We start from the raw sequence: 22,914 nt of genomic DNA on the forward strand, positions 1-22,914 counted from the left end.
GATCCTTTTGTTCTGAACCGACGAGCTGTGGTGTCCGTTTGGCACTACAGTTTTTTATTGTCTAATTCAAGGAAAATAATCCTATGAAAAACACATGCAATCCAGCATTGGAAACCAAAGACTTCGCCAGAGAAGCTGCAGGAAAATCAGCTGAGCCCATAATTTCAGGCTCGGCAACCGGCCATTTCGCTTCTGCTATGGAGCGTTCTGACAGCTTCGATCAGCTCAATCATGCCTATTCTGAGTACACCCAGACAAATGATATGCGTCTGGCCGAGTTAGAGCAGAAGTCTGGCACAGACGTCCTGCTGGATGAAAAACTGGCCCGACTGGACGAGATCATCGATGGCCAGCTGCGCCATCTCAACGAACTTCAGCTCAAATCCCAGCGCCTGCCGCGATCTGCGCCGGATGCCGGTAATAGTCCAACGGCAGAAGTGGAACACAAGTCCGCCTTTGAAACCTATATGCGCGAGGGGCAGGAAAGCCGCCTGAAAACGCTGGAACAGAAAGCCATGTCCTCTGGCACAGCCGCTGATGGCGGGTATCTGGTGCCGGAGCAGCTGGAAACAGACATCCTGCGCCGCATAACAGCGCTGTCGCCCATCCGCTCAATCGCGTCCAACCGCAAAATCTCCGGCTCCTCCTATCGCCGCCCCATCGTCTCCGCCAATCCGGATGCTGACTGGGAAGGCGAAACCGATGCCCGCAGCACGCCAACCAACGCTATGAAGTTTGAGATGCGGGAAGTGAAGATCTTCGAGCTGTCGGCCCTTCCTGCTGTTACCCAGACCTTGCTGGATGATGCCGCCGTCAACATCGGCGAAATTCTGGCGGAAGAGGTGGAAACGGTCTTTGCCGAAAAAGAGTCTGGCGCCTTCATCAACGGCAATGGCACCAGCCAGCCGCAAGGCCTGCTCAAAGGCACCATCCATGGCTCATTGGATGATACAGGCCTTTCGATCGGGTCCATCAAAACCGGTGAGGCAGGCGCGTTTCCCTCTTCCAATGGTGGAGACTTGCTGATCTCGCTGATCTATGGCGTCAAAACCGCCATCCGCCGCAACGCTCGTTTCCTCTTCAACCGCAGAACGCAGGCCGCCATCCGCAAGCTGAAAGACGGACAGGGCAATTACCTCTGGCAGCCACCTGCATCTGCCGGTGCAGACCCAAGCCTCATGGGGTTTCCAGTCACAGAGGCAGAACACATGCCAGATATGACGGCTGGCTCTGACCCTTACGCCATCGCTTTTGGTGACTTCCATCGCGGCTACATGGTGGTGGATCGCGTCGGCATCTCCGTTCTGCGCGACCCGTACACCAGCAAGCCGAACGTGCTGTTTTACATCACCAAACGCGTCGGCGGCGGCATCATGGACTTCGATGCCTACAAACTGCTGAACTTCAGCGCTTAAACAGCTTCTAATACAAAAGAGGAGGGGCCGCCGTGACGGCTATACTCACAGTGCCACCGGCTCTGGAGCCGGTTTCGCTCGCCCAGGCGCATGCGCAGCTCAGGGTGTCTTATACCCACGAGGATGATCTGATCGGACGCCTGATCAAAGCCGCGCGGGAACAGGTGGAAACACTCACACGGCGGGCTCTCATAGAACAGGAATGGCGGCTGCTGCTGGATGACTTGCCACCAGACCGCCTGATCCGCCTGCCTGTCGCACCGGTCGCGCAAATATTGCAGGTCTACGCCTATGATAAGGAAGGCAACCAACATCAGGTGCCCGCCTCAGACTATCAGGTGGACCTGGCCGGTAACCCAGCTCGGCTGCGCTTCAAGGCGGGGGCGGTCGGGCCACTTCGAGATCTCAACGGCATCGAGATCGACTTCAAAGCAGGCTACGGCTCTGCAGCAACCTCTGTTCCCGCAGGCCTGCAAACCGCCATTCTGATGCTGGTTGGCTTCTGGTATGAGCGCCGCTCCATGCTGGAAGAAACCCGCCTCACAGGCCTCATGCCCCACGGTTTCGAGGCTGCTCTGTCTCCCTACAAGGTCCTCAGAATATGAGAGCGGCAGGTACACTCAACGAACCCTTGCTGTTGCTCCGTCCTGAAACCACCCATGGCACAGACGGCTCCGTCACCCGAAGCTATCAGCAAGTCGCCATGGTCTGGGGGCAGGTGGAGGGTTCCACCGGCTCAGAGGCCACAACAGCAGGCCGCACCGCCAGCTCTTATCCGCTCACCATCACCTTCCGCCGCCGCACTGATGTGGCGGAGGGCTGGTGCATCGAGCGAGATGGGCAGAGCCTGAGGGTCAAAGCGATCCTTCCAAACTCAGAGCAAGATGCCTTCATGCAGATCCTCTGCGAGCAGGAGGAGGGCGATGATGGGGGAGCTTGAGTTCCGAAAAGCCCTGTTTCAGGCCATCCACGCCAAAGCATCGCTCAAACCTTATCTGGGTGACCCTCTACGCGTGTTCGACGGCGTGCCACGAGGCGCAACGTTGCCCTATGCAACGTTAGAGGCTGTCACCACACAACTACTGACAGGCCACCTGGAAGAGGGCGGCAGGCTCAACGGTTCCATCGGCATCTACTCCCGCCATCCGGACCGTGCCCAGACTCAGGAAATCCTGCAGATCTTCAATGAGTTGCTGGAAACGGGTGTCACACCAGCAGCGGGCACCGAAGCCGCAGGCCTGACCATGACCGAAACCAGCTGCCGCCACTTGAGCGATGGCCGCACTTGGTACGGACGCATCAAGTTCTCCGTCCTGCTGCAGCACTCCGATTAAAGCCAACATCCGAAAGGAAATCAGATGGTCGCACAGGCCGGAAAAGACCTGCTGTTGAAACTGGACACAGCAGGCACAGGCACCTTTGAAAGCGTGGCGGGCCTGCGCTCGCAGCGCCTCGCACTCAACGCAAACCCTATCGATATCACCGATGCGGAAAGCACAGGCCGTTGGCGGGAGCTTCTGGCAGGTGCTTCCACCCGTCATGCGTCACTCTCTGGCAGCGGGTTGTTTCGAGACAAAGCCTCGGCAGAAAAAGTCCGCACCGCCTTCTTCGCTGGAGAGCTGCGGAACTGGCAGCTTATTCTGCCCAGTTTCGGCACTCTGGAAGGCCCATTCCATCTCTCCGCACTGGAGTATTCCGGCGATTATCGCTCCGAAGTCACCTTCGAGATCTCGCTGGAATCTGCCGGTGAGCTCACCTTCACACCGCTGACCTGAGGAACATAATGTCATCGAAAATCTATAACCGGGGCGTTAATCGCAGCCGCGGCGAAATCCTTGCAGAGTTTAGCGGCCAAAAGCACATTCTCGTGCTCACCCTTGGCGCACTGGCAGAACTGGAAGACACACTCAACTGCACCTCCCTGCAACAGCTGACCGAGCGTTTTTCAGAAGGACACTTGAGCGCTGCCGATATCATCAAAGTGCTGGGAGCAGGTCTACGTGGTGGTGGGCTCATCATAGAGAATGAGGAAGTCGCCGAACTCTCCCATGAAGGCGGCGTAGCGGCTCTTGCCAAACTGGCAGGTGAGCTGCTCGTCGCCACGTTTTCTCCGCAGCAAACGTCTGCTCCATCAAAGCACGGTCAGTCGTGAAACAGAACCGTATCACCGACGTACTGCTGCCCTGGCATGAGCTGCTGCACAAAGCCTGCCGTGAGCTGGGCTGGTCACCACACACATTCTGGCAGGCGACCCCAAAAGAGCTTGAGATGGCTCTGAACCCGCCGGGTCATCAGGATCCGCACAGTCTCTCTCGCAGTGCTCTGGATGATCTGCTCCGCCAGTTCCCTGACCAACAGGAACCGCACCACCATGACTGATAGTTTCAACGAACCGCTGAACGTGGAAGATGCCCGTGAGCTGGAGGTGACCATGCAGGAGGTCAACTCACTGGCCAAAGAGTTTTCCTCCGAACTCAGCAAAGGCCTTCAAAGCGCTGTCACCTCCGGCAAGGACTTGCAATCCATCCTCTCGCAAGTCGCGCTGAACCTTTCCAGCTCTGCTCTCAACAACGCCCTTAAACCGCTGGAAGGCTTGCTGTCTGCGGGCATCTCCTCCGCAATTGGTAGCGTCACACCTTTCGCAAAAGGCGGCGTGGTATCCAGCCCCACAATGTTTGCAGCAAACGGTACAGGTCTGGGGCTGATGGGGGAGGCCGGTGCAGAAGCAATCCTGCCTTTGCAGCGCGGCAGTGATGGCCGTCTTGGCGTTGCCATGAATGCAGGCAGCAACCAGCCCAGCGTCACCATAAACGTGGCAACACAGGATGTGCGCAGCTTTGAAAGATCTCAGGGACAGATTGCGATGATAATGGCCCGCGCCACCGGACGGGGGCGACGCGGGCTATGACGTCGGCATTGAAGAGGAGGGACTCAAGGACCGACGTTGTTTTGCTACCGGACGGTGGTAGCAAACTTTTTGGAAAAAACCGTTGCTTTGCAAAGAGGGAGGAGCATGAGCAACGGGCCTGCGCAAATCACGCAAACAACTTTCCCATGTCAAACCTATTAGATGCTTCGTTGGGGGGCAGCCTTGAGCCAAGTCAAACAGGAGGGGGAAATGCTACCAAGTTTTGTTGATGAATCATTCCCACTTGGAATTTCCCTAGGGGCTTCTGTCAGAGTAGAAAAACGCAGTCAGGTCACACGGTTACTCAATGGTTCCGAAACGCGGAACGCCATCTGGAAGGGAACGCGACGGCATTTTGATGTAGGCACCGGCTTGCGAAGCGCAGCAGACCTGCACCGCGTCCTCTCCTTCTTCGAAAAAGTAGGCGGCCGTTTGTGTGGATTCAGATTCCGTGACCCCATGGACCACAAATCCTGTGCATTTGATGGAACACCCTCCGCAACCGACGTCACCCTCGGCACCGGCGATGGTACCACTACATCCTTCCAGTTGATCAAACAGGTCGGTGCAGCTGGTGTGGAATGGCAGCGCAAGATCACGAAGCCTGTGGCCGGAACCCTCTCAGTCGCCGTCGATGGCCAACTGAAAACTGTCGGCAGTGACGTCCTGCTCAATCCGCTGACAGGCATTCTTCAGTTTCAGGCGGGCCACATTCCCACCAACCATCAGGTGGTCACCGCTGGTTTCCTGTTCGACACACCCGCCCGCTTCGAAAATGATCAGCTGGAAATCAACCTCTTGCATTTTGAGGCCGGACAGGTGCCGTCCATCCCGCTTGTCGAACTCCTCAGCTAACCGAACCTCGCGAGTATCCTCATGTTCAACGCTGCTTTGAAAGAACATCTGAACGGTGAACGCACCACTGTGGCCTATTGCTGGCGACTAACAGCACCTTCCGGCCTCAGTCTTGGCTTCACCACGCATGATCAACCCATCATGCTACTTGGTAAAACATATGAGCCAGGATTTGGGCTGGATGGGTCGCAGGCCATGGCCCAGTCAGATTTTCAGGCCGGACAGGAAGAAGCGCTGGGCTTTCTTTCCTCAGAGAGCCTGAGTGAAAAAGACCTACGCGCAGGCCTCTGGGACAATGCAGAGGTCGAGGTCTATCTGGCCAATTGGCAGAACCCGGAGCAACACGAGCTTCTGAGGCGAGGCACGCTGGGCGAAGTTACACGAGACGCCAATGTCTTCCGCGCCGAGTTCCGCTCACTGGCCGCCAAACTCTCTGAACCCAAAGGCCGACAACTCTCTCACCAGTGTCACGCAGATCTGGGAGATCCCAAATGCGGGATTGATCTGAACGCTGCCACCTATACGAGACAAGTGAGTATCATCGGCAAAGACACCGCCAATCGGCTGATCATCGAAGGCAATGCCGACATCGCCACAAGCTGGTGGTCTTTCGGCAAACTCGTGTTCCAAACCGGCGCATATGCCAATCATCCTTTACGCATAGCCAGCCACACCATTGAGCAGAGCAAACACAAGCTGACACTTTGGGCACCGCTGGTGCTTGAACAGACCTATCCGGTGACGGCAAACATTTCTGCTGGTTGTGACAAAGGCTGGGGCACGTGTCAGGCAAAGTTCCAAAATGCCAACAACTTCCGCGGTTTCCCACACATGCCCGGCAATGACTTCATCCTCAAAGGCCCAGAACCCCAATCCGCCGCCAACAACGGCGAAAAACTGGTGGGGTGAACATGCTGCAAAACCCGCAAGCACTCCTGCGAGAGGCCCGTAGCTGGATCGGCACCCCCTACCAACATCAGGCCTCCCGGAAAGGGGCCGGTTGTGATTGCCTCGGCTTCATTCGCGGCCTCTACCGCCTCCTGCAAGGCTCCGAGCCATCTGTTCCGGCTGACTATGCCCCTGAATGGGCTGAGCTAAAGGGTGAAGACTTGCTGCTGAAAGCTGCGCACCGATACCTCCATAAGGTGAAAGGCCCGCTGCATCAGCCAAAACCCGCAGAGGTCATCGTGTTCCGCTGGGCGCCACAAAGCCCATGCAAACACCTCGGCCTCATGAGCGACAAAGACCACTTCCTCCACGCCTATGAAGCGGTTGGCGTGGTGGAAAGCCCTCTGGTGCCCATGTGGCGCAATAAGATTGCAGGGCGTTTTTCATTTTTCTCAACTGATTGATCCGGAAAGGACAAAGCCATGGCAACAATGGTGCTCTCAAATGTTGGCGCAGCCGTTGGCAGTGCAATCGGAGGCCCCATCGGAGCCATAGCCGGACAAGCACTGGGCGCGCTGGGCGGTGCATGGATCGACCAGCAGATCTTCGGGCAAGACCGGGAGGTCTCCGTCGGCAAACTGGGCGATCTGCAACTGCAAACCGCCGCCGAAGGCGCCTCGCTGCCCTTTGTCTATGGCCGCGTCCGTGTAACCGGAAACATCATCTGGGCAACGCGTCTGGAAGAAGTGGTCTCAGAAGAAAAGCAGGGCGGCAAGTCAACAGGCTCTTCCACCACCGTGACCAGCCACAGCTACTTTGCCAACTTCGCCGTTGCCCTGTGCGAAGGCCCCATCACCACTGTTCGCCGCGTGTGGGCCAATGGCAAGCAGCTGGACACCTCTTCAATCAACATGCGCGTTTATCTGGGAGCTGAAGACCAACAGCCCGATCCGCTCATTGAGGCCAAGCAGGGCACAGCACCAGCTTATAAAGGAACCGCCTATGTTGTGTTTGAGCGCTTGCCGCTGGCAGAGTTTGGCAACCGCATCCCGCAACTTTCCTTCGAGGTGCTCCGTTCCATCGAACCACTGGAGCAGCAGATCAAAGCCGTCACGCTCATCCCCGGCGCTGGCGAGTTCGCCTATCATCCGCAGGAGATCATTGAAGACATCTCCCCCGGCAATACCCGCAGTGTGAACCGACACGGCAAGGGTGAGGAAACCGATCTGGTCCGCTCACTGGATGAGCTGCAGGCCCTGTGTCCCAATCTAAAAAGCGTGGCGCTGGTTGTTTCTTGGTTCGGCGATGACCTGCGCGCCTCTCACTGCACCATTCAGCCCAAAGTGACCTACCAGACCACACAGCACCTGCCCGAAAACTGGAGCGTTGCTGGCCTGAGCCGCTCCGAGGTGCCAGAGGTCTCCCGCATCAACGACAGGCCAGCGTACGGCGGAACGCCTTCTGATGCCTCTGTCACAGAAGCTATCAAGGAACTGAAGCGCCGGGGTCTTAAAGTCATGTTCTACCCGTTCATCATGATGGACATCCCCGAAGACAACCAGCTGCCTGACCCTTACGGTGCCGCCAGGCAATCCAGCTATCCATGGCGCGGACGTATCACCTCAGATATCGCAGCAGACCAGTCTGGAACGCCACAGGGCACGAGCGCTGTCACTCCGCAGATAGATGCCTTCGTCGGCACCAGCAACGACTGGCGCTTTTGTCGCTTCATCCTTCACTATGCCAATCTGGTGAAATCCGCAGGCGGTGTGGAAGCCTTCCTGATCGGCTCGGAACTGCGCAGCCTCACCCAATGTTGGGCAGGGGGCGGCTCATTCCCCTTCGTGGATCACCTGCAAACACTGACAACTGAAGTCCGGCAGGTCATAGGTACTGAAACCAAACTCTCCTATGCCGCAGACTGGAGCGAGTACGCTGGCTACAGCCCTCAATCCGGCGACCTGCGTTTCCCTCTCGATCCTTTGTGGGGACATGCAGATGTTGATCTCGTCGGCATCGACAACTACCTGCCACTCACGGACTTACGAGAGGAAGATAGTACTCAGTCCAGCTACGACCTGAATGAGCTGAGAGCAAGAGTGGCTTCAGGCGAGTACTACGATTGGTACTACGCAAGCGATGAAGACCGTGCTTCCAAAACCCGTAGTTCCATCACGGACGGTGCCCACAACAAACCGTGGGTGTTCCGGCAGAAGGACCTGAAAAACTGGTGGCAAAACCAGCACTTCGAACGTGTTGGGAACATCGAGCAAACCACGCCAACCCCATGGACACCGCAGTCCAAACCGATCTGGTTCACAGAGCTCGGCTTTCCTGCCGTCGACAAAGGCGCCAATCAGCCCAACGTCTTCGTTGATCCCAAGTCCACAGAAAGTGCTTTGCCGCATTTCTCCAACGGACAGCAGGACGACCTTGTCCAGCGCCGCGCTCTGGAAGCAAGCCTCAGCTATTGGGGCACGGATCACCCCGACTGGCCTCAGGGCGACAACCCAACTTCAAGCCATTATGCGGGGAACATGGTGGAGGCCGACAACACCTTCCTCTGGACGTGGGACGCTCGCCCATATCCCGAGTTCCCAACCTATGCCGATATCTGGGCAGATGGACAAAACTGGCAACTCGGCCACTGGCTCACAGGGCGACTGGGAGCAATGTCTGCCTCCGGCCTCATCCGCGCCATGCGCGACGACTTCGGCCATACACAAGACCTCACTGAAATTGCAGAGCTGGGAGAAACCATCGAGGGTCTGACCGTCGCCGGTCCCACTTCATTGCGATCCGCGCTCACCCCCATCCTGCAGCTGATCGGCGGCATCGCCGTTGATCGTGGCACCCATCTGGCAGTTCTCCCAAAATACGCGGCAACAGTACAAAACGGCAAACTGGGCCTTGGTGATCTTTTGGAGGCTGACGAAGGTGAGGAGGGCTACATCTCCATAAACCGCAACGATGGCAGCGACTTGCCCGCAGAGCTGCGCTTGCGGGGGATGGATCCCAACAACGATTTCGAAGCCCTTGTGGTGGCATCCCGCCGACTGGAAGGCATGGACCGCCGCACCTCAATCCTTCAGCTCCCCATCACCACATCTTTGCCGATGGCCCGAAAACTCGTCGAAAAAATGCACCAGTCACTCTGGCTGGATCGCGAAACCCTCCAGTTCAAACTCGCCTTGAACAACATAGACCTGAAACCGGGCGATATTATTGAACTGCCTGGTGAGCTATTGAAGGAAGACAACACGACAATCCAATGCCGCATCACGGAAGTCTCCTTAGGTGCTCATATGGATGTGCAAGCCACCCGGCTCCTCGGAGAACCGAAAGTCACCATCTCTTCCAGCTCGGACAACACCGCACAGCCCTCCTTTAACGACACCACCTCAGGCCCTCCGATTGTCAGCATTCTGGACCTGCCCCGGTTCCACAGCGAAGGCCCTGATGATGGCAGCCCTGTCGTTGCTATTTACAACGGCAACTGGCCGAGTGCTTATCAAGTCTATGCCTCCAGTTCAGGAGAAGAGTTCACGCCCCTGACGCAAGTCTCAGAACCAGCCGTTATGGGCACGTTGCAGGCACCACTTGAAAGCGGCCCGTGCTGGCGTTGGGATACCGCCTCAGAAATCAGCGTGAAACTCTATGGCGGGCAGATGCAAAGCCGCAAACTGCTGGATGTACTAGCTGGTGCAAATGCTTGTGCGGTTCGCAAAGGTGATCAATGGGAGGTGATACAGTTCTGTAATGCAGAGCTGATCGCACCCATGACCTACAAACTCAGTAAGCTGCTCAGAGGCCAGCTAGGAACCGAGCACTTTGTTGGGATCACAGCTCCCACCAATGCCGAGTTCATCCTACTCAATCAATCCCTGCCCAAGCTGCCATGGACCAGTGATAAGGCAGGCGTGGCGCTCTCATATCGTATAGTCCCAGCCGGGAAGCCATTGGGCTTCAAATGGGCGGTGAACCTGAGCCACGAAGGCAGTCAAACCGCACTGAAGCCCTTCGCACCAGTCCACCTCAAAGCAACCGCTCAGGAGAACGGCGACCTCGCCCTCAACTGGATTCGCAGAACAAGATGGGAAGGGGACAGCTGGGCCGCACCAGATATTCCGGTGCAGGAAGATAAACTGTCGTTTTCCCTCAAGATCTCTCACACACCCGCAGGTGAAACAGACTCTGTTCTTTTGCAAACCTACGAAACCTCGACGGAACAGCTCGTTATTCCGAAAGCAGATCTGTTGCAGATGCTGGGGGCTGGAACGCATGCTTTGACCTGCGAAGTTGCTCAAAAGTCGACTAAATTCGGATTGGGGACAACTGCAGATTGTTTGGCAAGCGTAACACTTTAACAAGTGCTTTTACCGGATTATTTGCAAAGCAAGCCAAGAAACATCACAGACCCCAGAGAATCTGCTAGGTCTTTGTTTTGAAATAAATAACACCTCGTTCATGTGAGGTTCAGCCAGTGCCGGTTAGAAGACGCCTTATGAGACACCAACTCCACAACCTCTTATCTCGCTCATTGATGGCACTGGCTTTGGCGACAGCGGTCTTCACCTGGTCTGCACCTGCGCAGGCAGCGTGTTTGTCCTCCAGCCAGACCCGGCAAGCCGTCGCCAGCGGTCAGGCGCGCCCGCTCGGCTCCTTGCGGGTCAACGGGCAGATCCTTTCAGCCAAGCTCTGTGAGCGAGGCGGTGGGTTGGTCTATGTGCTCTCCGTGCTCAACAACGGCAATGTCTCGCAAGTGACATTGGATGCACGAACAGGGCGCCGGTTGTAACTGTGCCGCGAAGAACTCTGGATAGAGATTTTTCTGCCCGAATTTGAACGAATTTAAACGGCGATATAAGCCTGAATGCTGGTGCGGGGTACCTCTTATGCGAATGTTGATCGTTGAAGATGATCGCGATTTGAACAGACAGCTGTGTGAAGCACTGGAAGATGCTGGCTACGTTGTCGACAAAGCATATGACGGCGAGGAAGGTCATTTCCTCGGCGATACCGAACCTTATGATGCTGTCATTCTGGATCTTGGTCTGCCTCAGATGGATGGTCTCAGCGTACTGGAACGCTGGCGCCGGGACGGTCACTCCATGCCGGTCCTCATCCTCACAGCCCGCGATCGCTGGAGTGATAAGGTCGCTGGCATTGACGCAGGTGCAGATGATTACGTCGCCAAGCCGTTCCATATGGAAGAAGTGCTGGCGCGGGTGCGGGCACTGGTCCGCCGTGCTGCCGGTCTGGCTTCCAACGAGATCTCAATCGGTGACATTGTTCTGGACACCAAAGCAGGCAAGGTGACGAAAAACGGCATGTCCGTGAAGCTCACTTCTCACGAGTTCCGTCTGCTGTCCTACCTCATGCACCACAAAGGCAGAGTGATCTCCAGAACTGAATTGGTCGAGCACCTCTATGATCAGGACTTCGATCGCGACTCCAACACCATCGAAGTGTTTGTAGGCCGCCTGCGCAAGAAGTTCGGCAGCTCATTGATCGAGACCGTGCGCGGTTTGGGCTACAGGTTACAGGAAGAAGATGCCTGATAAGCCCAGCCCAGACAGCAACCAGCCGCAAGCTTCCTTAAGTTGGAATGTGATCGGTTACATCCGCAAGAAGCAGCAGGCGTCATTGGCATGGCGTCTGATTTTTGTTGCTGGCTTGTGGGCGCTGGTCAGTCTGGTTGTTGCCGGTGCCATCCTCGTTGCTCTGTTCCGTGAAGCTGGTGAAAAGGCGCTGGATGAACGCCTTGAAGTACATATGACAGCAATTGTCAGTGCGCTTGCTGCCGACGAAGCACAGAAGTACTCCGCTCTGCGCCGCATCGGTGACCCACGCTTCTCTATGCCACTTTCCGGTTGGTACTGGACGGTCCAGCGCAATGGCAAAGTCCTTTACGAAAGCGACTCGCTCTTTGGTGACACGCTCAGCTTAAAGCCCATGAACGGTGAGCTGGCGTTGACACGTAACATCACTGGTCCTGCTGGCCGTGAGCTCCGCGTGCTGCAAAAACGCATCCAGTTTGGTGGGCTTCAACCCGTCACAATCGCTGTGGCAGGCAGCACGAAAGAGCTGGGTGAGAGCACAGCGTCCTTTGCTTGGCAGGCTGCCATCACCCTTGGCGTTCTGGGCCTTGGTCTTGTTGCAGCTATCTTCCTTCAGGTCCGTTTCGGTCTGCGTCCTTTAACAGAACTTCAGGAAAGTCTGGGTCGTGTACGTCAGGGAAAAGAAGAGGAAGTTCAGGAAGACCTACCAAAAGAGCTGAAGCCGCTTGCCGTTGAACTCAACGCTTTGATCCATTCCAACCGGGAAGTCGTGGAACATTCCAGAACTCAGGTTGGAAATCTTGCTCATGCCCTGAAAACGCCTCTGTCTGTCATTACCAACGAAGCCCGAAGCTCAGATGAACCACTCGCTCTGAAGGTTTCCGAGCAGGCAGATATAATGAGGGGCCAAGTTCAGCACTATCTGGAAAAGGCACGTATGGCGGCACAGCGCCGTGTGATTGGTGTGTCCTGTGAAGCCGCTCCTGTGGTGACACGCATGGCACGGGCGATGGAGAAAATCCATCGTGACAAACAGCCAGAAATCACGGTCGATATGGATGAGACTCTGTTGTTCCGTGGTGAGCAGCAAGATCTGGAAGAAATCCTTGGGAATTTGTTGGATAACGCCTGCAAGTGGTGTGATAAAAAAGTGTCAGTGACGCTGAAAAACAACAATTCCTCTGCGTCACTTATCAGTCTGATCGTAGAAGACGACGGGCCGGGACTGGGTGCGGACGAGAAAAAACGTGCGCTTCGCAGAGGTCAAAGATTGGATGAGACCGTACCGGGAACAGGATTGGGTTTGTCCATAATTGTTGACATTGCAGGGATTTACGGTGGTTCATTTGAACTGGGCGATAGTGAGTTGGGCGGTTTGAAAGCAACTGTGATCTTACCGTCTCTGACAATCTGAACTGATTTGGGGCAGGGGTTGCATCTGTTTCAAACAGTACTGATAGTAAGTGTAACTGTGTTTTAAGGGGTTGCTCCACGGAAGTGTTTTCAAGCTAATGGCGCTGCTTTGGTTTGAGGCCTCCGCTGAGAGACCTTGGAAAGGACAAAAGTTCCTTTCTGCAAAACTGATAAGTCGCAGAAGCGACAATGAGGATGCATGTTGGTGCGAAACTGGAAAAAACTGATGGTCTTGCCTGTAGTCGTTGGCGGTTTAGCTGGCTGCGCTACATCTGACCATGTCACCAGCGCGAGTACCGATGATTCCTCCTCATCTATCTTCGGCTTCTGGTCTTCTGACAGTGAGCAGAACGCTGCGGCCCATGCTGCAATTGACAGTGCCACGGAAGGTCAGCTGAAACAGCTGCTCAGAAGTGGTGATCTGGACACCGTTTACAAAGCACAAAGCAAAGCCCTCAACGCATCTGATGCAGGCAACAAGGTTGTCTGGCGCAACCGATTCTCTGGTGCGCAGGGCACCGTGAAGTCTGGGCCCGTTTATTACGTCAATGATCGTCGCTGTCGCGATTTCCAGCACACCATCGCTTACGATGAAAAAACGCAGGTAATCAAAGGCGCTGCGTGTAAAGATGGCGAACGCTGGGCTGCGCTGAACTAATACAACTTCCCAAACCACATGCTTTTTAGCTGAAGGAAACGCATCTTTCGCATGCGGAAAGTCGCGCTTATCAAGATTTGATTAAGCAATTCCGCCGATAGTTTTGATCAACTAATACAATTTTAGCGGTTGTTGTCTGTTAGAGCGCGTTTCCGAACAGCATGTTCGTTTGGGAAAAAAGGGCGCTTAAACAAGAAACCAGAGCTCGTTAAGCGGATCTAGTGAGCTTTGAAGGATTGAGAGCCGGGCGTGTGTTTGCCGGTCAGAGTAAAGCTGAGTACCAGAGAGATTTGGATGCACGAGGTCAACCATAAAGCATTGCAAATGGAGAAGGTGTTGAGCGCCTTGTCTCAGCCTGCTCTGCGGATGTTGGAACGGTCTGTCGAAGACTCGCTTCAGTGCGGTAAATCTGTTCCCAACTCCGATCTCATGCTGCTCACCATTCGCCGCTTGCTGGGTGAAGCCTCTTATATCCCTGAGCAAAAGCTGTCTCTTGATACGCCGCTCAAGCGCGCAATCCTGAGCCCATTGCAGCCTTTCCTGATCGTAACACCGCTTACCACGCCTCAGCCGGGCCGCATTGATGCCTCTGTGATGGATACGCTCTGGGCTTACATGAGGCAGGAACTGCTCTCCAGTGAGTTCAGTGAAGCCGTCTCCGCTCTGGAAGAACTGTGTCAGCATCAGGATCTTCCAGCCACGCACGAGACCATCCAAAAGGCAATCTCCACTTGCGCAGAAGGTTTGCGCTTAAGGCTGGTAGCAGCAGCTAAGAAAGAGCTGGAAGCAGCGGATCAGGACATCCAGATAAAAACCAAGCTGCGCCGGAAGGTCGGTGGCCACGTCAACTTTGACTTCTTCCGTGATGCGCTGGTGATCCTTGAACGTGCGCCTGCCTGGGAAAAGGTGATGGTCCGCACGCCGCCATTTGCTGAAGATATCCTGACCATGTCTTCGGGAAGCGACCTGAAGAACATGCGCACCCATATCGAAGAGAACCGCAGCGAGGTGAACTACCTTGCCGCATTGGCGTTTCTTCGTCTTGATGAAGCCCCTGTTGAGCTTATGAAGCTTGCGCAGGCACTGGCCGCAGTACCAACACTGCGAGACGTCACGGGCACGCCCTACGCAGCCTTTGTCGAGTTTGCGCTCTCATCGCTGGAGCAGAGCGTGTCAGTTGTTGAGGGTTGGCGATTGGAAGAAGAGGCCATCGTTGGCCTGCCTGAGGCCGCCAATGCCTGTCTGCTGCACTTTGAAGAGCTGGAAGAATTGAAAGGCTTCGATGCTTGCGACCAGTGGCAACAGCGCGCGGTTCAGCTAAAGAATCGTTTATGCCGATTGCTGCGTGATGAAATCCGTAACTTGCCGGCTCTTTTGGAAGAAGCAATTGCGTCCGAAACCAAGCCTGATCTAGCCGATTTGCAAGGTGGTTTCCGTTTTGAGCAGATTCAGCGCTCCTATCACAAATGTTTGAGGGGATTAAAACTCGCCAAATTAGCCTCACAATATGCAGGTGTGCTTGGGTTGAACGAGTTACAGAGCTCAACCAGAGATCATGTCGAACGCTTCATTGATCGCAACTCCGAGAAGCTATTGGCAGCTCCTAAAGAAGAGCAAAACGAGACCGAAAACCCTCCGAATTATGGCGAAATTTCGAGAAAATTGAGCCGTTTGATATCGATGAGCGAGATCTCATTGGAGCCGGAAGACACTGCGAACCTCATTCGCAGGCAGCGGACATATATGAAAGATGCGGCCTAACCCCTTAGTAGCGCCTGCGTCTTTTGGAAAATAAGTGCAACTTCATAGGTATTTTGTGGGTATATGGCTTGTGCGACTGCCCGTCGCAGGGGGGGAACTGTTGCCTTTCACATTTAGAACCTGTCTATTTAAGCCACTATGACATTCTGGTTAGTTCTCGCAATTTTGACGGCGGCGGTCGCATTGACCGTACTCGTTCCATTGGCTCGCTCTCCTAAGGTTCATCCTGATGAGCGCAATGATGAAGCTGTGTTTCGCGCCCAGCTCGAAGAAATACAAAAAGATCTCGAGCGCGGTGTCATCGCGCCGGACATGGCCGAAGCCGCCAAAATTGAAGTGTCGCGGCGCCTGTTGGCCGCACACAAGCAAAACGAGGGTGACGACCAGGAGGCTCCCTCCAAAATGCGCCTGCGCACCGTGCAGCTGACAGCCGTTGTTCTGCTGCCGCTGGCTGCGCTAGGAATGTATTTACAATACGGTTCTCCGGAAATCCCAGACCAGCCACGGGCTGAGCGTTTGGCCGCGACAACCGGCGAGGCAGACCTTGAAGTTCTGATCGCAAGAACAGAAGATCACCTCAAAGAAAACCCAACAGACGGACAGGGCTGGGCAGTTATCGCACCTGTTTACATGCGCACCGGTCAGTTTGATAAAGCACGCCGCGCCTTTGCGCAGGCGCTGAGCCAGTTCCCTGAGAACCTCGACCTGATGGTAGGTTGGGCTGAAGCAAGCATCTTTGCAAATGAAGGCCAGGTTTCAGAAGAAGTTGAAAAGGTTTTGCGCCGGATCAATCTCGCCAAGCCTGAAATGTTGCAACCCTACTACTATCTGGCAATGGCTATGGGCCAGAAGGGTCAGATAAACGAAGCGCTGGCCGCCTGGAATGCACTGCTGAAGACAGCGGATTCAAATGCTCCTTGGGTGGATGCTGCAAAGGCACAGCGTGACGAACTGATCGCAAGAGGCGCCGTGGTATCTGGTGAAGCAGAAACGATCCCGGCACTTGAGCAGCCAGCAGGACCTTCTGCTGAAGAAGTTGAAGCGGCTGCGCAGATGAGTGCAGAAGATCGCAATGAGATGATCAGCCAGATGGTTATACAGCTGGACGAACGCCTGAACGAAGAGGGCGGTTCTGTCTCCGAATGGGGACGGCTGATACAGGCCCGCATTATTTTGGGTGAACAGGCTGAAGCTACAAAAGCGGTAGCTCGTGCCAAAGAGAACCTCAAGGATGATGCGAAAGCTCTGGAACAGATCGACCAGTTGGCCGCGAGCCTGAACTTGAGCCCTGCCGAGTAAGGCAGGCAGCTACAGCATATCGCCGAAAATTGGCTACCGGTTTTTGGAAAATGATATGCTGAAACAAATAGTCAGCGCATCGAAAGACGCTCTGACGAGCTGCAAAACATGAACTGCCGAAAGGCACTACAGCGTATTCCCGAAAAGTGGGAACCGGTTTTCGGAAAAGAATACGTATCGTTGGCAACGTATCTACGGAACTGCGAGTATGACACGTAAACAAAAAAGACTCGGGCTTATTGGTCTTGCAGGATTGGTGCTGGGGTCGGCAGTCGGCTTGGTTCTTTATGGACTTTCCAGCAGCGTGACCTATTTCCAGAGTCCAAGTGACATCGCTGAACAGCAAGTTGCAGTTGGGCAGCGCATCCGTCTTGGCGGTCTGGTGGAAGATGACTCCGTTGATAAAAGCCGGGGTTCAGTCGTCCATTTCCGCGTAACTGACCAGGCCGAAGCTATTCCGGTTGCTTACAAGGGCATCCTGCCAGACCTGTTCCGCGAAGGGCAGGGCATCATCGCTGAAGGCCACATGGACGAGAAAGGTGTCTTTATTGCTGATACAGTTCTGGCCAAGCACGATGAAAGCTACATGCCGAAAGAGGTCTACGAGACCTTGAAGGAAGACGGCCACTGGATGGAAGAAGAGCAGGCTGCGGCAGAACAGACTTCCAAAGTAAACTAAAAAACTACGAGAAACCGGCTCTGCCGAAAGAGCCGGTTATCCAGCGCCAAATGGATACTAGGATAACCTAATGATAATTGAACTTGGCCACTATGCGCTCATCCTGGCATTGGTCGTCGCGGCTGTTCAGTCGGTCTTTCCGGTGTGGGGTGCAGTTAAATCAGACCACCGTCTGATGGGTATGGCACCCGGCCTAGCCGTAATTATGTTCCTTTTGACTTGCGTTTCCTTTGGCGCATTGACTTGGGCGTACCTGACCTCTGACTTCTCGCTTCTGAACACCTATCAGAACTCCCACAGCGACAAGCCGCTGATCTATAAGATCTCGGGTGTATGGGGCAACCACGAAGGCTCCATCCTTCTCTGGGTGCTTATTCTGGTGCTGTTCGGCGCATTGGTTGCGGTGTTCTCTAGCAACATCCCGCAGCGCCTGCGAGCAGCAACGCTCGGCGCGCAGGGCTGGGTATCCTTCGCATTCCTGCTATTCGTTATCGTCGCCTCCAACCCGTTCCAGCGCATCAGCCCGGCCCCGATGCAGGGCTCCGGCCTGAACCCAATGCTGCAGGACGTTGGTTTGGCGATCCACCCGCCAATCCTGTACGTGGGTTACGTGGGCTTCTCCATCGTCTTTGCGTTCGCTGCAGCTGCCCTCATCCTCGGCAAGCTTGATGCCGCTTGGGCGCGCTGGGTTCGTCCTTGGATCCTCGTAAGCTGGATCTTCCTGACCCTCGGCATCGCCATGGGCTCCTACTGGGCTTATTACGAACTCGGCTGGGGTGGCTGGTGGTTCTGGGATCCGGTCGAAAACGCATCCTTTATGCCATGGCTCACCGGCACCGCACTTCTGCACTCCGCAATCGTGATGGAACGTCGTGACGCGTTGAAGGTCTGGACTGTGTTCCTCGCACTGCTGACATTCTCTTTGTCGCTGCTCGGCACCTTCCTCGTTCGTTCCGGTGTTCTCACCTCAGTACACGCATTCGCAGTTGATCCGGCGCGTGGCCTGTTCATCCTCGCGATCCTGCTGATCTTTGTGGGGGGGTCTCTCACTCTGTTCGCATGGCGCGCACCTCTGCTGCGTCAGGGCGGCCTGTTTGCGCCAATCAGCCGTGAAGGTTCTCTGGTTCTGAACAACCTGTTCCTCACCACAGCATGTGCAGCCGTCTTTGTGGGCACGCTCTACCCACTCGTTCTGGAAGCGTTCTCCGGCGATAAGATCTCCGTAGGTGCGCCATTCTTCAACCTGACATTCGGCCCAATCATGATCCCGGTCCTGATCCTGATGCCATTCGGGCAGCTTCTAGCTTGGAAGCGCGGTGACGCATGGGGTGTAACCCAGCGCCTGACCTCCGCTTTTGTGCTCTCCATGATCGCAACAGTTGGTCTGGTCTGGTTCATGGGTGTCAGCACCACAAGCATCATGACTGCATTCGGCTTCGGTCTGGCCTTCTGGGCAATCTTCGGCTCCCTTTGGGAAATCGTTGATCGCTCTCAGCTGTTCAAAATCGGCTTTGGTCGTGCCATGTCCCGTATCAAAGGTTTCACACCAACCGTCTGGTCGACTGTTCTTGGCCACGCCGGTCTGGGTGTAACTGTGCTGGGTATCGTTTCCACTCTGGCATTTGAAACTGAGCGCGTTGAAGTGATGCGCCCAGGTGAAACGCTGGAGCAGAACGGCTACCATATCACCTATGAAAAGAGCTGGACGCAGGACGGTCCAAACTATCAGGAACTCGTGTCCCGCTACACACTCCGTAATGGTGATACTGTTGTTGGCGTGATGGAACCATCCAAACGCGCCTATGTGGCCAGCGGCATGCCAATGAGTGAAACCTCCATCGCAACTTTTGGCTTCTCTCAGGTATACTTCGCAACAGGTGACTCTGACGAGAACGGTGGTATTGTGACACGTATCTACTTCAAGCCTCTGATCACGCTGATCTGGATCGGCACTCTGATCATGTCGCTTGGTGGCTGTATCGCACTCTTTGACCGTCGCTTGCGTGTTGGTGCTCCGGTTTCTGCTCGCAAACGCAAGGGCAAAGCTGGCGGCGTTGCAACAGCTGCAACACCGGCGGAGTAATGACCATGAAGATGAAGTTCGTACTGGTATTAATCTCGTCCATTCTTTTGGGCACTCCGGCTGCTTTTGCAGTGAACCCGGATGAGGTCCTCAAGGATCCCGTTCTGGAAGAACGTGCACGCGAGATCTCCAAGGAAGTGCGTTGTGTGGTCTGTCAGAACCAGTCCATCGACGACTCCAACGCCCAGCTCGCAAAAGACCTGCGCCTGTTGGTGCGTGAGCGTCTGGTGGAAGGTGATACCAATAAGGAAGTCATGGACTACCTCGTTGCGCGCTACGGTGAGTTCGTACTCCTCAAGCCACGCTTTGCATTCCACACTATTTTCCTGTGGGGTGGTGGACCTCTTGCACTTCTGATTGGCGGCTTCTTCCTTTGGCGTGCAGCCAAAAAGAAAAAGTACGCACCACTCAAAACAGAGACAGCCGGCGTCAAGCCGTTGTCGGACGAAGAGCAGGCAGAGCTTGATAAGCTCATGTCCTCCAAATAAGTCATTTCAGGCAGAGCCCCGCAAACCCAGTTTGCGGGGCTCACGCTTAATCACATCTTCTTGCAACCAGTTGAATTGTAAAGACGCGTGTAAGCGCGCACTAGATACCTGTCTTTTAATATATATTCTGAATGTGCCAGCTGCGCAGAAACGACAGGAACAGTTCAAATGGCAAACGATCCCATTAAATTGGAATTTGAAGGCTCTCAGGGAGCGTATCTCGCTGCGCGTCTGGATAAACCAGAGGGAGAGCCTAAGGCATATGCTCTGTTTGCTCACTGCTTCACGTGTTCCAAAGATCTCTCAGCAGCCCGCCGCATCGCATCTGCTCTGACTAAAGACGGCATCGCTGTCCTGCGCTTCGATTTCACTGGTCTCGGCAACAGTGGCGGCGATTTTGCCTCCACCAACTTCTCCTCCAACCTCCAGGACCTCATCCTAGCAGCTAATTATCTGCGTGATCACTTCGAAGCTCCGAAGCTGCTTGTTGGTCACTCTCTGGGCGGTGCCGCTGTTCTGGCCGCTGCCTCTGAAGTTCCTGAGGTCAAGGCCGTTGCGACCATCGGTGCTCCAGCTTCCGCAGATCACGTCATTCATAACTTCGGCGCGTCTCTTGATGAGATTAAAGAGAAGGGCGAAGCAACCGTACAGCTTGGTGAACGCCCGTTTAAAATTAAACGCCAGTTTATCGAAGATCTTGAAGCTCAGGATGTCCGCTCGCGCGTTGCTGTCCTGAAGAAAGCGGTGCTTGTTCTCCATTCTCCAATCGACGCGACTGTCGGCATTGAAAACGCCGCGCAGATCTTTGAGGCGGCTAAGCACCCCAAATCATTCATCTCTTTGGATGATGCAGACCATCTGCTCTTCAAATACAAAGACGCTGATTATGCTGCGCGCGTGATTGCGGCCTGGGCCAGCCGTTACATGAAGGACTAAGAATGTCCTGATGGGAAGGCCTATGAAGTTTTCCCATCATTACAGAAGATTAATGTAGCAGATAGGTGTTTGTAAGGTTCGCTCTGTCATAGTCATCCTCAACGAAATGCAAAAGCCCCGTTTCCCCCAGTTGGGCTGAGATTGACTAAATGGAGTTGAGCCAAATGAAGTTGACCAAGAACGCAAGTTCCAACGTTGTTTCCCTGTCTGCTGCAAAAACTACTTCCAAACGTCGTTCCCGTCTTCTCAATGGTACAATGGCACTCGCAATCGCTGGTGCAATGGTTGCTCCCCTGACATTCGTCCCGGCAACCTCTCAGGCTGAACCTGTACGTGTGGATGTGCCTGCCATGCCAAACTTTGTTGGTCTGGTAGAAGCAGTGCAGCCAACCGTTGTATCTGTTCGGGTTCGCTCTGAAGTAAAAGAACACGACCGCCTGAGCGGCATTCCTCCAATGTTCCGCGATATGCCGGATGACCACCCACTGCAGAAATTCTTCCGTGAGTTCGGCGGCAAGGGTGGTGAGCAAAAGAAAAAAGCTCCACCACGCAAGCGCTTCGACCAGTCTCAGGGCTCTGGCTTCTTCATCTCTGATGACGGCTATGTTGTAACTAACGAGCACGTGGTTGAAGGTGGTACTGAGTTCACTATCGTCACCAGTGAAGGTGATGAGTTGGAAGCAACTCTGGTCGGTGCTGACAAACGCTCAGACTTGGCTCTCCTGAAAGTGGAAAGCGAAGAAAAATTCGAATATGTCGCTTTTGCTGACGATGCGCCATTGGTCGGCTCCTGGGTCGTAGCAGTTGGTAACCCGTTCGGTCTCGGCGGCACTGTGACTGCCGGTATCGTTTCTGCTCGTGGTCGTGACATCGGCGCAGGCATCTACGATGACTTCCTTCAGATTGATGCTTCTGTGAACCGTGGTAACTCCGGTGGCCCTGCATTCAACGTGAAGGGTGAAGTCGTTGGCGTAAACTCAGCGATCGTCTCTCCAAGTGGTGGTAACGTAGGTATCGCATTTGCGATCCCGGCACAGACTGCTAAAAAGATCATTTCTGATCTGAAGGAAGATGGTGCAGTGACCCGCGGTTGGCTTGGTGTTCAGATCCAGCCAGTCACCAAGGACATTGCTGAATCTCTCGGCCTCGACAACGAAAACGGCACGCTGGTCGCTGAAGTACAAGGTGATACACCTGCAAAAGCAGCAGGCTTCCAGGCTGGCGATATCATCCTGAAAGTGGATGGTGAAGAAGTAAACGGTCCACGTGAACTGGCAAAAGTTATCGCAGGTTACTCACCAAACACCGAAGTTGAGATTGAGTACTGGCGCGACGGTGAAATCAACACCGCAACCGTAAAACTCGGCACCATTCCGGAAGAAAAACAGCAAGCTTCTGCCAAGCAGAGCGAAGATGCCAATACCGCGCTGGTAGACAGCCTTGGTCTGGAACTCGCAACAGCTGAAGAAGCCGGTGTTGATGAAGAAGGTGTGGTCGTCACTAAGGTTGATCCGGATGGACCAGCTGCTGACAAAGGCCTCGCACCAGGTGCAATCATCACCGAAGTTGCCAACGTAAAAGTTCAGAGTCCAGCGGATGTTGCAGAGCAGGTTGAAAAAGCTCGTGAGCAAGGACGCAAAGCAGTCCTGCTTCGTGTGACCCGCGGCGAGAACACTCTGTTCGTTGCGATCCCACTGGAAAAGGGTGACGAGTAAGTCACCGACAAGAATGTGGATCACGGGAAACGCCCCCTCTCGTGATCCCTTATCGAAGCACTGAAAACTCTCACACGTGCCTCGATTGTTTGAGGGGCTGATAGCAAGAGAAGCCCTCAACTTGATGTCAGCCCCCAAAACCAATGCTGGAAGAAAAGGCAGAGACCTGACCATCTGCCAACTTCACCTATAAAACTTATGCAAATGCTGATGGTTGCCCCCAACAGCATTTGCATTTTTTTATCGTTTCCCTTC

The 22,914-nt window shown here is 54.7% G+C and carries 22 protein-coding genes and 1 pseudogene; all 23 read left to right on the forward strand.

The annotated features are described in order from the left end of the window. Window positions 1-83: 83 nt before the first annotated feature. The 23 genes and pseudogenes from AC3CB2_RS02770 (at window position 84) to AC3CB2_RS02880 (ending at window position 22,659) form a co-directional block, all read left to right on the forward strand. The gene (locus tag AC3CB2_RS02770) at window positions 84-1,415 is read left to right on the forward strand and encodes a phage major capsid protein (protein WP_352931031.1); all 1,332 of its coding nucleotides are present in this window, start codon (window positions 84-86) and stop codon (window positions 1,413-1,415) included. 32 nt (window positions 1,416-1,447) lie between these two features. Continuing rightward, entirely contained in the window at window positions 1,448-2,020 is a 573-nt protein-coding gene (locus AC3CB2_RS02775) for a head-tail connector protein (RefSeq protein WP_352931029.1), read from the forward strand. Beyond that, entirely contained in the window at window positions 2,017-2,355 is a 339-nt protein-coding gene (locus AC3CB2_RS02780; protein WP_352931027.1) for a phage head closure protein, read from the forward strand. Before AC3CB2_RS02775 ends, AC3CB2_RS02780 begins: the two co-directional genes overlap by 4 nt. Continuing rightward, on the forward strand, window positions 2,339-2,749 hold the full coding sequence (gene gp17 / locus AC3CB2_RS02785) for a tail completion protein gp17 (protein WP_352931025.1): 411 nt from the start codon (window positions 2,339-2,341) through the stop codon (window positions 2,747-2,749). Before AC3CB2_RS02780 ends, gp17 begins: the two co-directional genes overlap by 17 nt. A 24-nt stretch (window positions 2,750-2,773) precedes the next feature. Further along, entirely contained in the window at window positions 2,774-3,190 is a 417-nt protein-coding gene (locus tag AC3CB2_RS02790; RefSeq protein ID WP_352931023.1) for a phage major tail protein, TP901-1 family, read from the forward strand. Window positions 3,191-3,198: 8 nt separating this feature from the next. Beyond that, a complete protein-coding gene (locus tag AC3CB2_RS02795) occupies window positions 3,199-3,567 on the forward strand; it encodes a gene transfer agent family protein (RefSeq protein WP_352931021.1) in 369 nt (122 codons plus the stop codon). Beyond that, complete coding sequence (locus AC3CB2_RS02800; protein WP_352931019.1) at window positions 3,564-3,794, forward strand: phage tail assembly chaperone; 231 nt, start codon at window positions 3,564-3,566, stop codon at window positions 3,792-3,794. Before AC3CB2_RS02795 ends, AC3CB2_RS02800 begins: the two co-directional genes overlap by 4 nt. Beyond that, window positions 3,787-4,323 carry a phage tail tape measure protein gene (locus AC3CB2_RS02805; protein ID WP_352931017.1) on the forward strand — a complete coding sequence of 179 codons (537 nt, stop codon included), beginning with the start codon at window positions 3,787-3,789 and terminating at the stop codon, window positions 4,321-4,323. Before AC3CB2_RS02800 ends, AC3CB2_RS02805 begins: the two co-directional genes overlap by 8 nt. Window positions 4,324-4,533: 210 nt before the next feature. After that, window positions 4,534-5,178: a phage distal tail protein, Rcc01695 family gene (locus AC3CB2_RS02810; RefSeq protein WP_352931016.1), complete on the forward strand. Its 645-nt coding sequence runs from the start codon at window positions 4,534-4,536 to the stop codon at window positions 5,176-5,178. A 21-nt stretch (window positions 5,179-5,199) separates the two neighbouring features. Further along, the gene (locus AC3CB2_RS02815; protein WP_352931014.1) at window positions 5,200-6,087 is read left to right on the forward strand and encodes a DUF2163 domain-containing protein; all 888 of its coding nucleotides are present in this window, start codon (window positions 5,200-5,202) and stop codon (window positions 6,085-6,087) included. 2 nt (window positions 6,088-6,089) lie between these two features. Beyond that, the gene (locus tag AC3CB2_RS02820) at window positions 6,090-6,530 is read left to right on the forward strand and encodes an NlpC/P60 family protein (protein WP_352931012.1); all 441 of its coding nucleotides are present in this window, start codon (window positions 6,090-6,092) and stop codon (window positions 6,528-6,530) included. An 18-nt stretch (window positions 6,531-6,548) separates the two neighbouring features. After that, on the forward strand, window positions 6,549-10,433 hold the full coding sequence (locus tag AC3CB2_RS02825; RefSeq protein WP_352931010.1) for a baseplate multidomain protein megatron: 3,885 nt from the start codon (window positions 6,549-6,551) through the stop codon (window positions 10,431-10,433). Between the two features lie 137 nt (window positions 10,434-10,570). Beyond that, the gene (locus tag AC3CB2_RS02830; protein WP_208608714.1) at window positions 10,571-10,864 is read left to right on the forward strand and encodes a PepSY domain-containing protein; all 294 of its coding nucleotides are present in this window, start codon (window positions 10,571-10,573) and stop codon (window positions 10,862-10,864) included. Between the two features lie 97 nt (window positions 10,865-10,961). Beyond that, window positions 10,962-11,627 carry a response regulator transcription factor gene (locus AC3CB2_RS02835; RefSeq protein ID WP_037036840.1) on the forward strand — a complete coding sequence of 222 codons (666 nt, stop codon included), beginning with the start codon at window positions 10,962-10,964 and terminating at the stop codon, window positions 11,625-11,627. Further along, window positions 11,620-13,041, forward strand: a complete 1,422-nt coding sequence (locus AC3CB2_RS02840; protein ID WP_352931008.1) for an ATP-binding protein — start codon at window positions 11,620-11,622, stop codon at window positions 13,039-13,041. Before AC3CB2_RS02835 ends, AC3CB2_RS02840 begins: the two co-directional genes overlap by 8 nt. 225 nt (window positions 13,042-13,266) lie before the next feature. Further along, complete coding sequence (locus AC3CB2_RS02845) at window positions 13,267-13,698, forward strand: RT0821/Lpp0805 family surface protein (protein ID WP_352931006.1); 432 nt, start codon at window positions 13,267-13,269, stop codon at window positions 13,696-13,698. 294 nt (window positions 13,699-13,992) lie between these two features. Further along, window positions 13,993-15,459 carry a hypothetical protein gene (locus AC3CB2_RS02850; RefSeq protein WP_352931004.1) on the forward strand — a complete coding sequence of 489 codons (1,467 nt, stop codon included), beginning with the start codon at window positions 13,993-13,995 and terminating at the stop codon, window positions 15,457-15,459. Between the two features lie 138 nt (window positions 15,460-15,597). Next, window positions 15,598-16,758, forward strand: a complete 1,161-nt coding sequence (gene ccmI / locus AC3CB2_RS02855) for a c-type cytochrome biogenesis protein CcmI (protein WP_352931002.1) — start codon at window positions 15,598-15,600, stop codon at window positions 16,756-16,758. A gap of 208 nt (window positions 16,759-16,966) precedes the next feature. Next, window positions 16,967-17,437 carry a cytochrome c maturation protein CcmE gene (gene ccmE / locus AC3CB2_RS02860; protein WP_352931000.1) on the forward strand — a complete coding sequence of 157 codons (471 nt, stop codon included), beginning with the start codon at window positions 16,967-16,969 and terminating at the stop codon, window positions 17,435-17,437. A 70-nt stretch (window positions 17,438-17,507) separates the two neighbouring features. Beyond that, on the forward strand, window positions 17,508-19,520 hold the full coding sequence (locus AC3CB2_RS02865; protein ID WP_352930998.1) for a heme lyase CcmF/NrfE family subunit: 2,013 nt from the start codon (window positions 17,508-17,510) through the stop codon (window positions 19,518-19,520). A 5-nt stretch (window positions 19,521-19,525) separates the two neighbouring features. Further along, entirely contained in the window at window positions 19,526-20,008 is a 483-nt protein-coding gene (locus tag AC3CB2_RS02870; protein WP_373282339.1) for a cytochrome c-type biogenesis protein, read from the forward strand. Window positions 20,009-20,176: 168 nt separating this feature from the next. Further along, window positions 20,177-20,935: pseudogene (locus tag AC3CB2_RS02875) on the forward strand (alpha/beta hydrolase family protein); the annotation flags it as partial. Window positions 20,936-21,108: 173 nt separating this feature from the next. Beyond that, entirely contained in the window at window positions 21,109-22,659 is a 1,551-nt protein-coding gene (locus tag AC3CB2_RS02880) for a Do family serine endopeptidase (protein WP_352930996.1), read from the forward strand. The last annotated feature ends 255 nt before the right edge of the window (window positions 22,660-22,914 follow it).

The sequence above is a fragment of the Pseudovibrio sp. SCP20 genome, assembly GCF_057774105.1.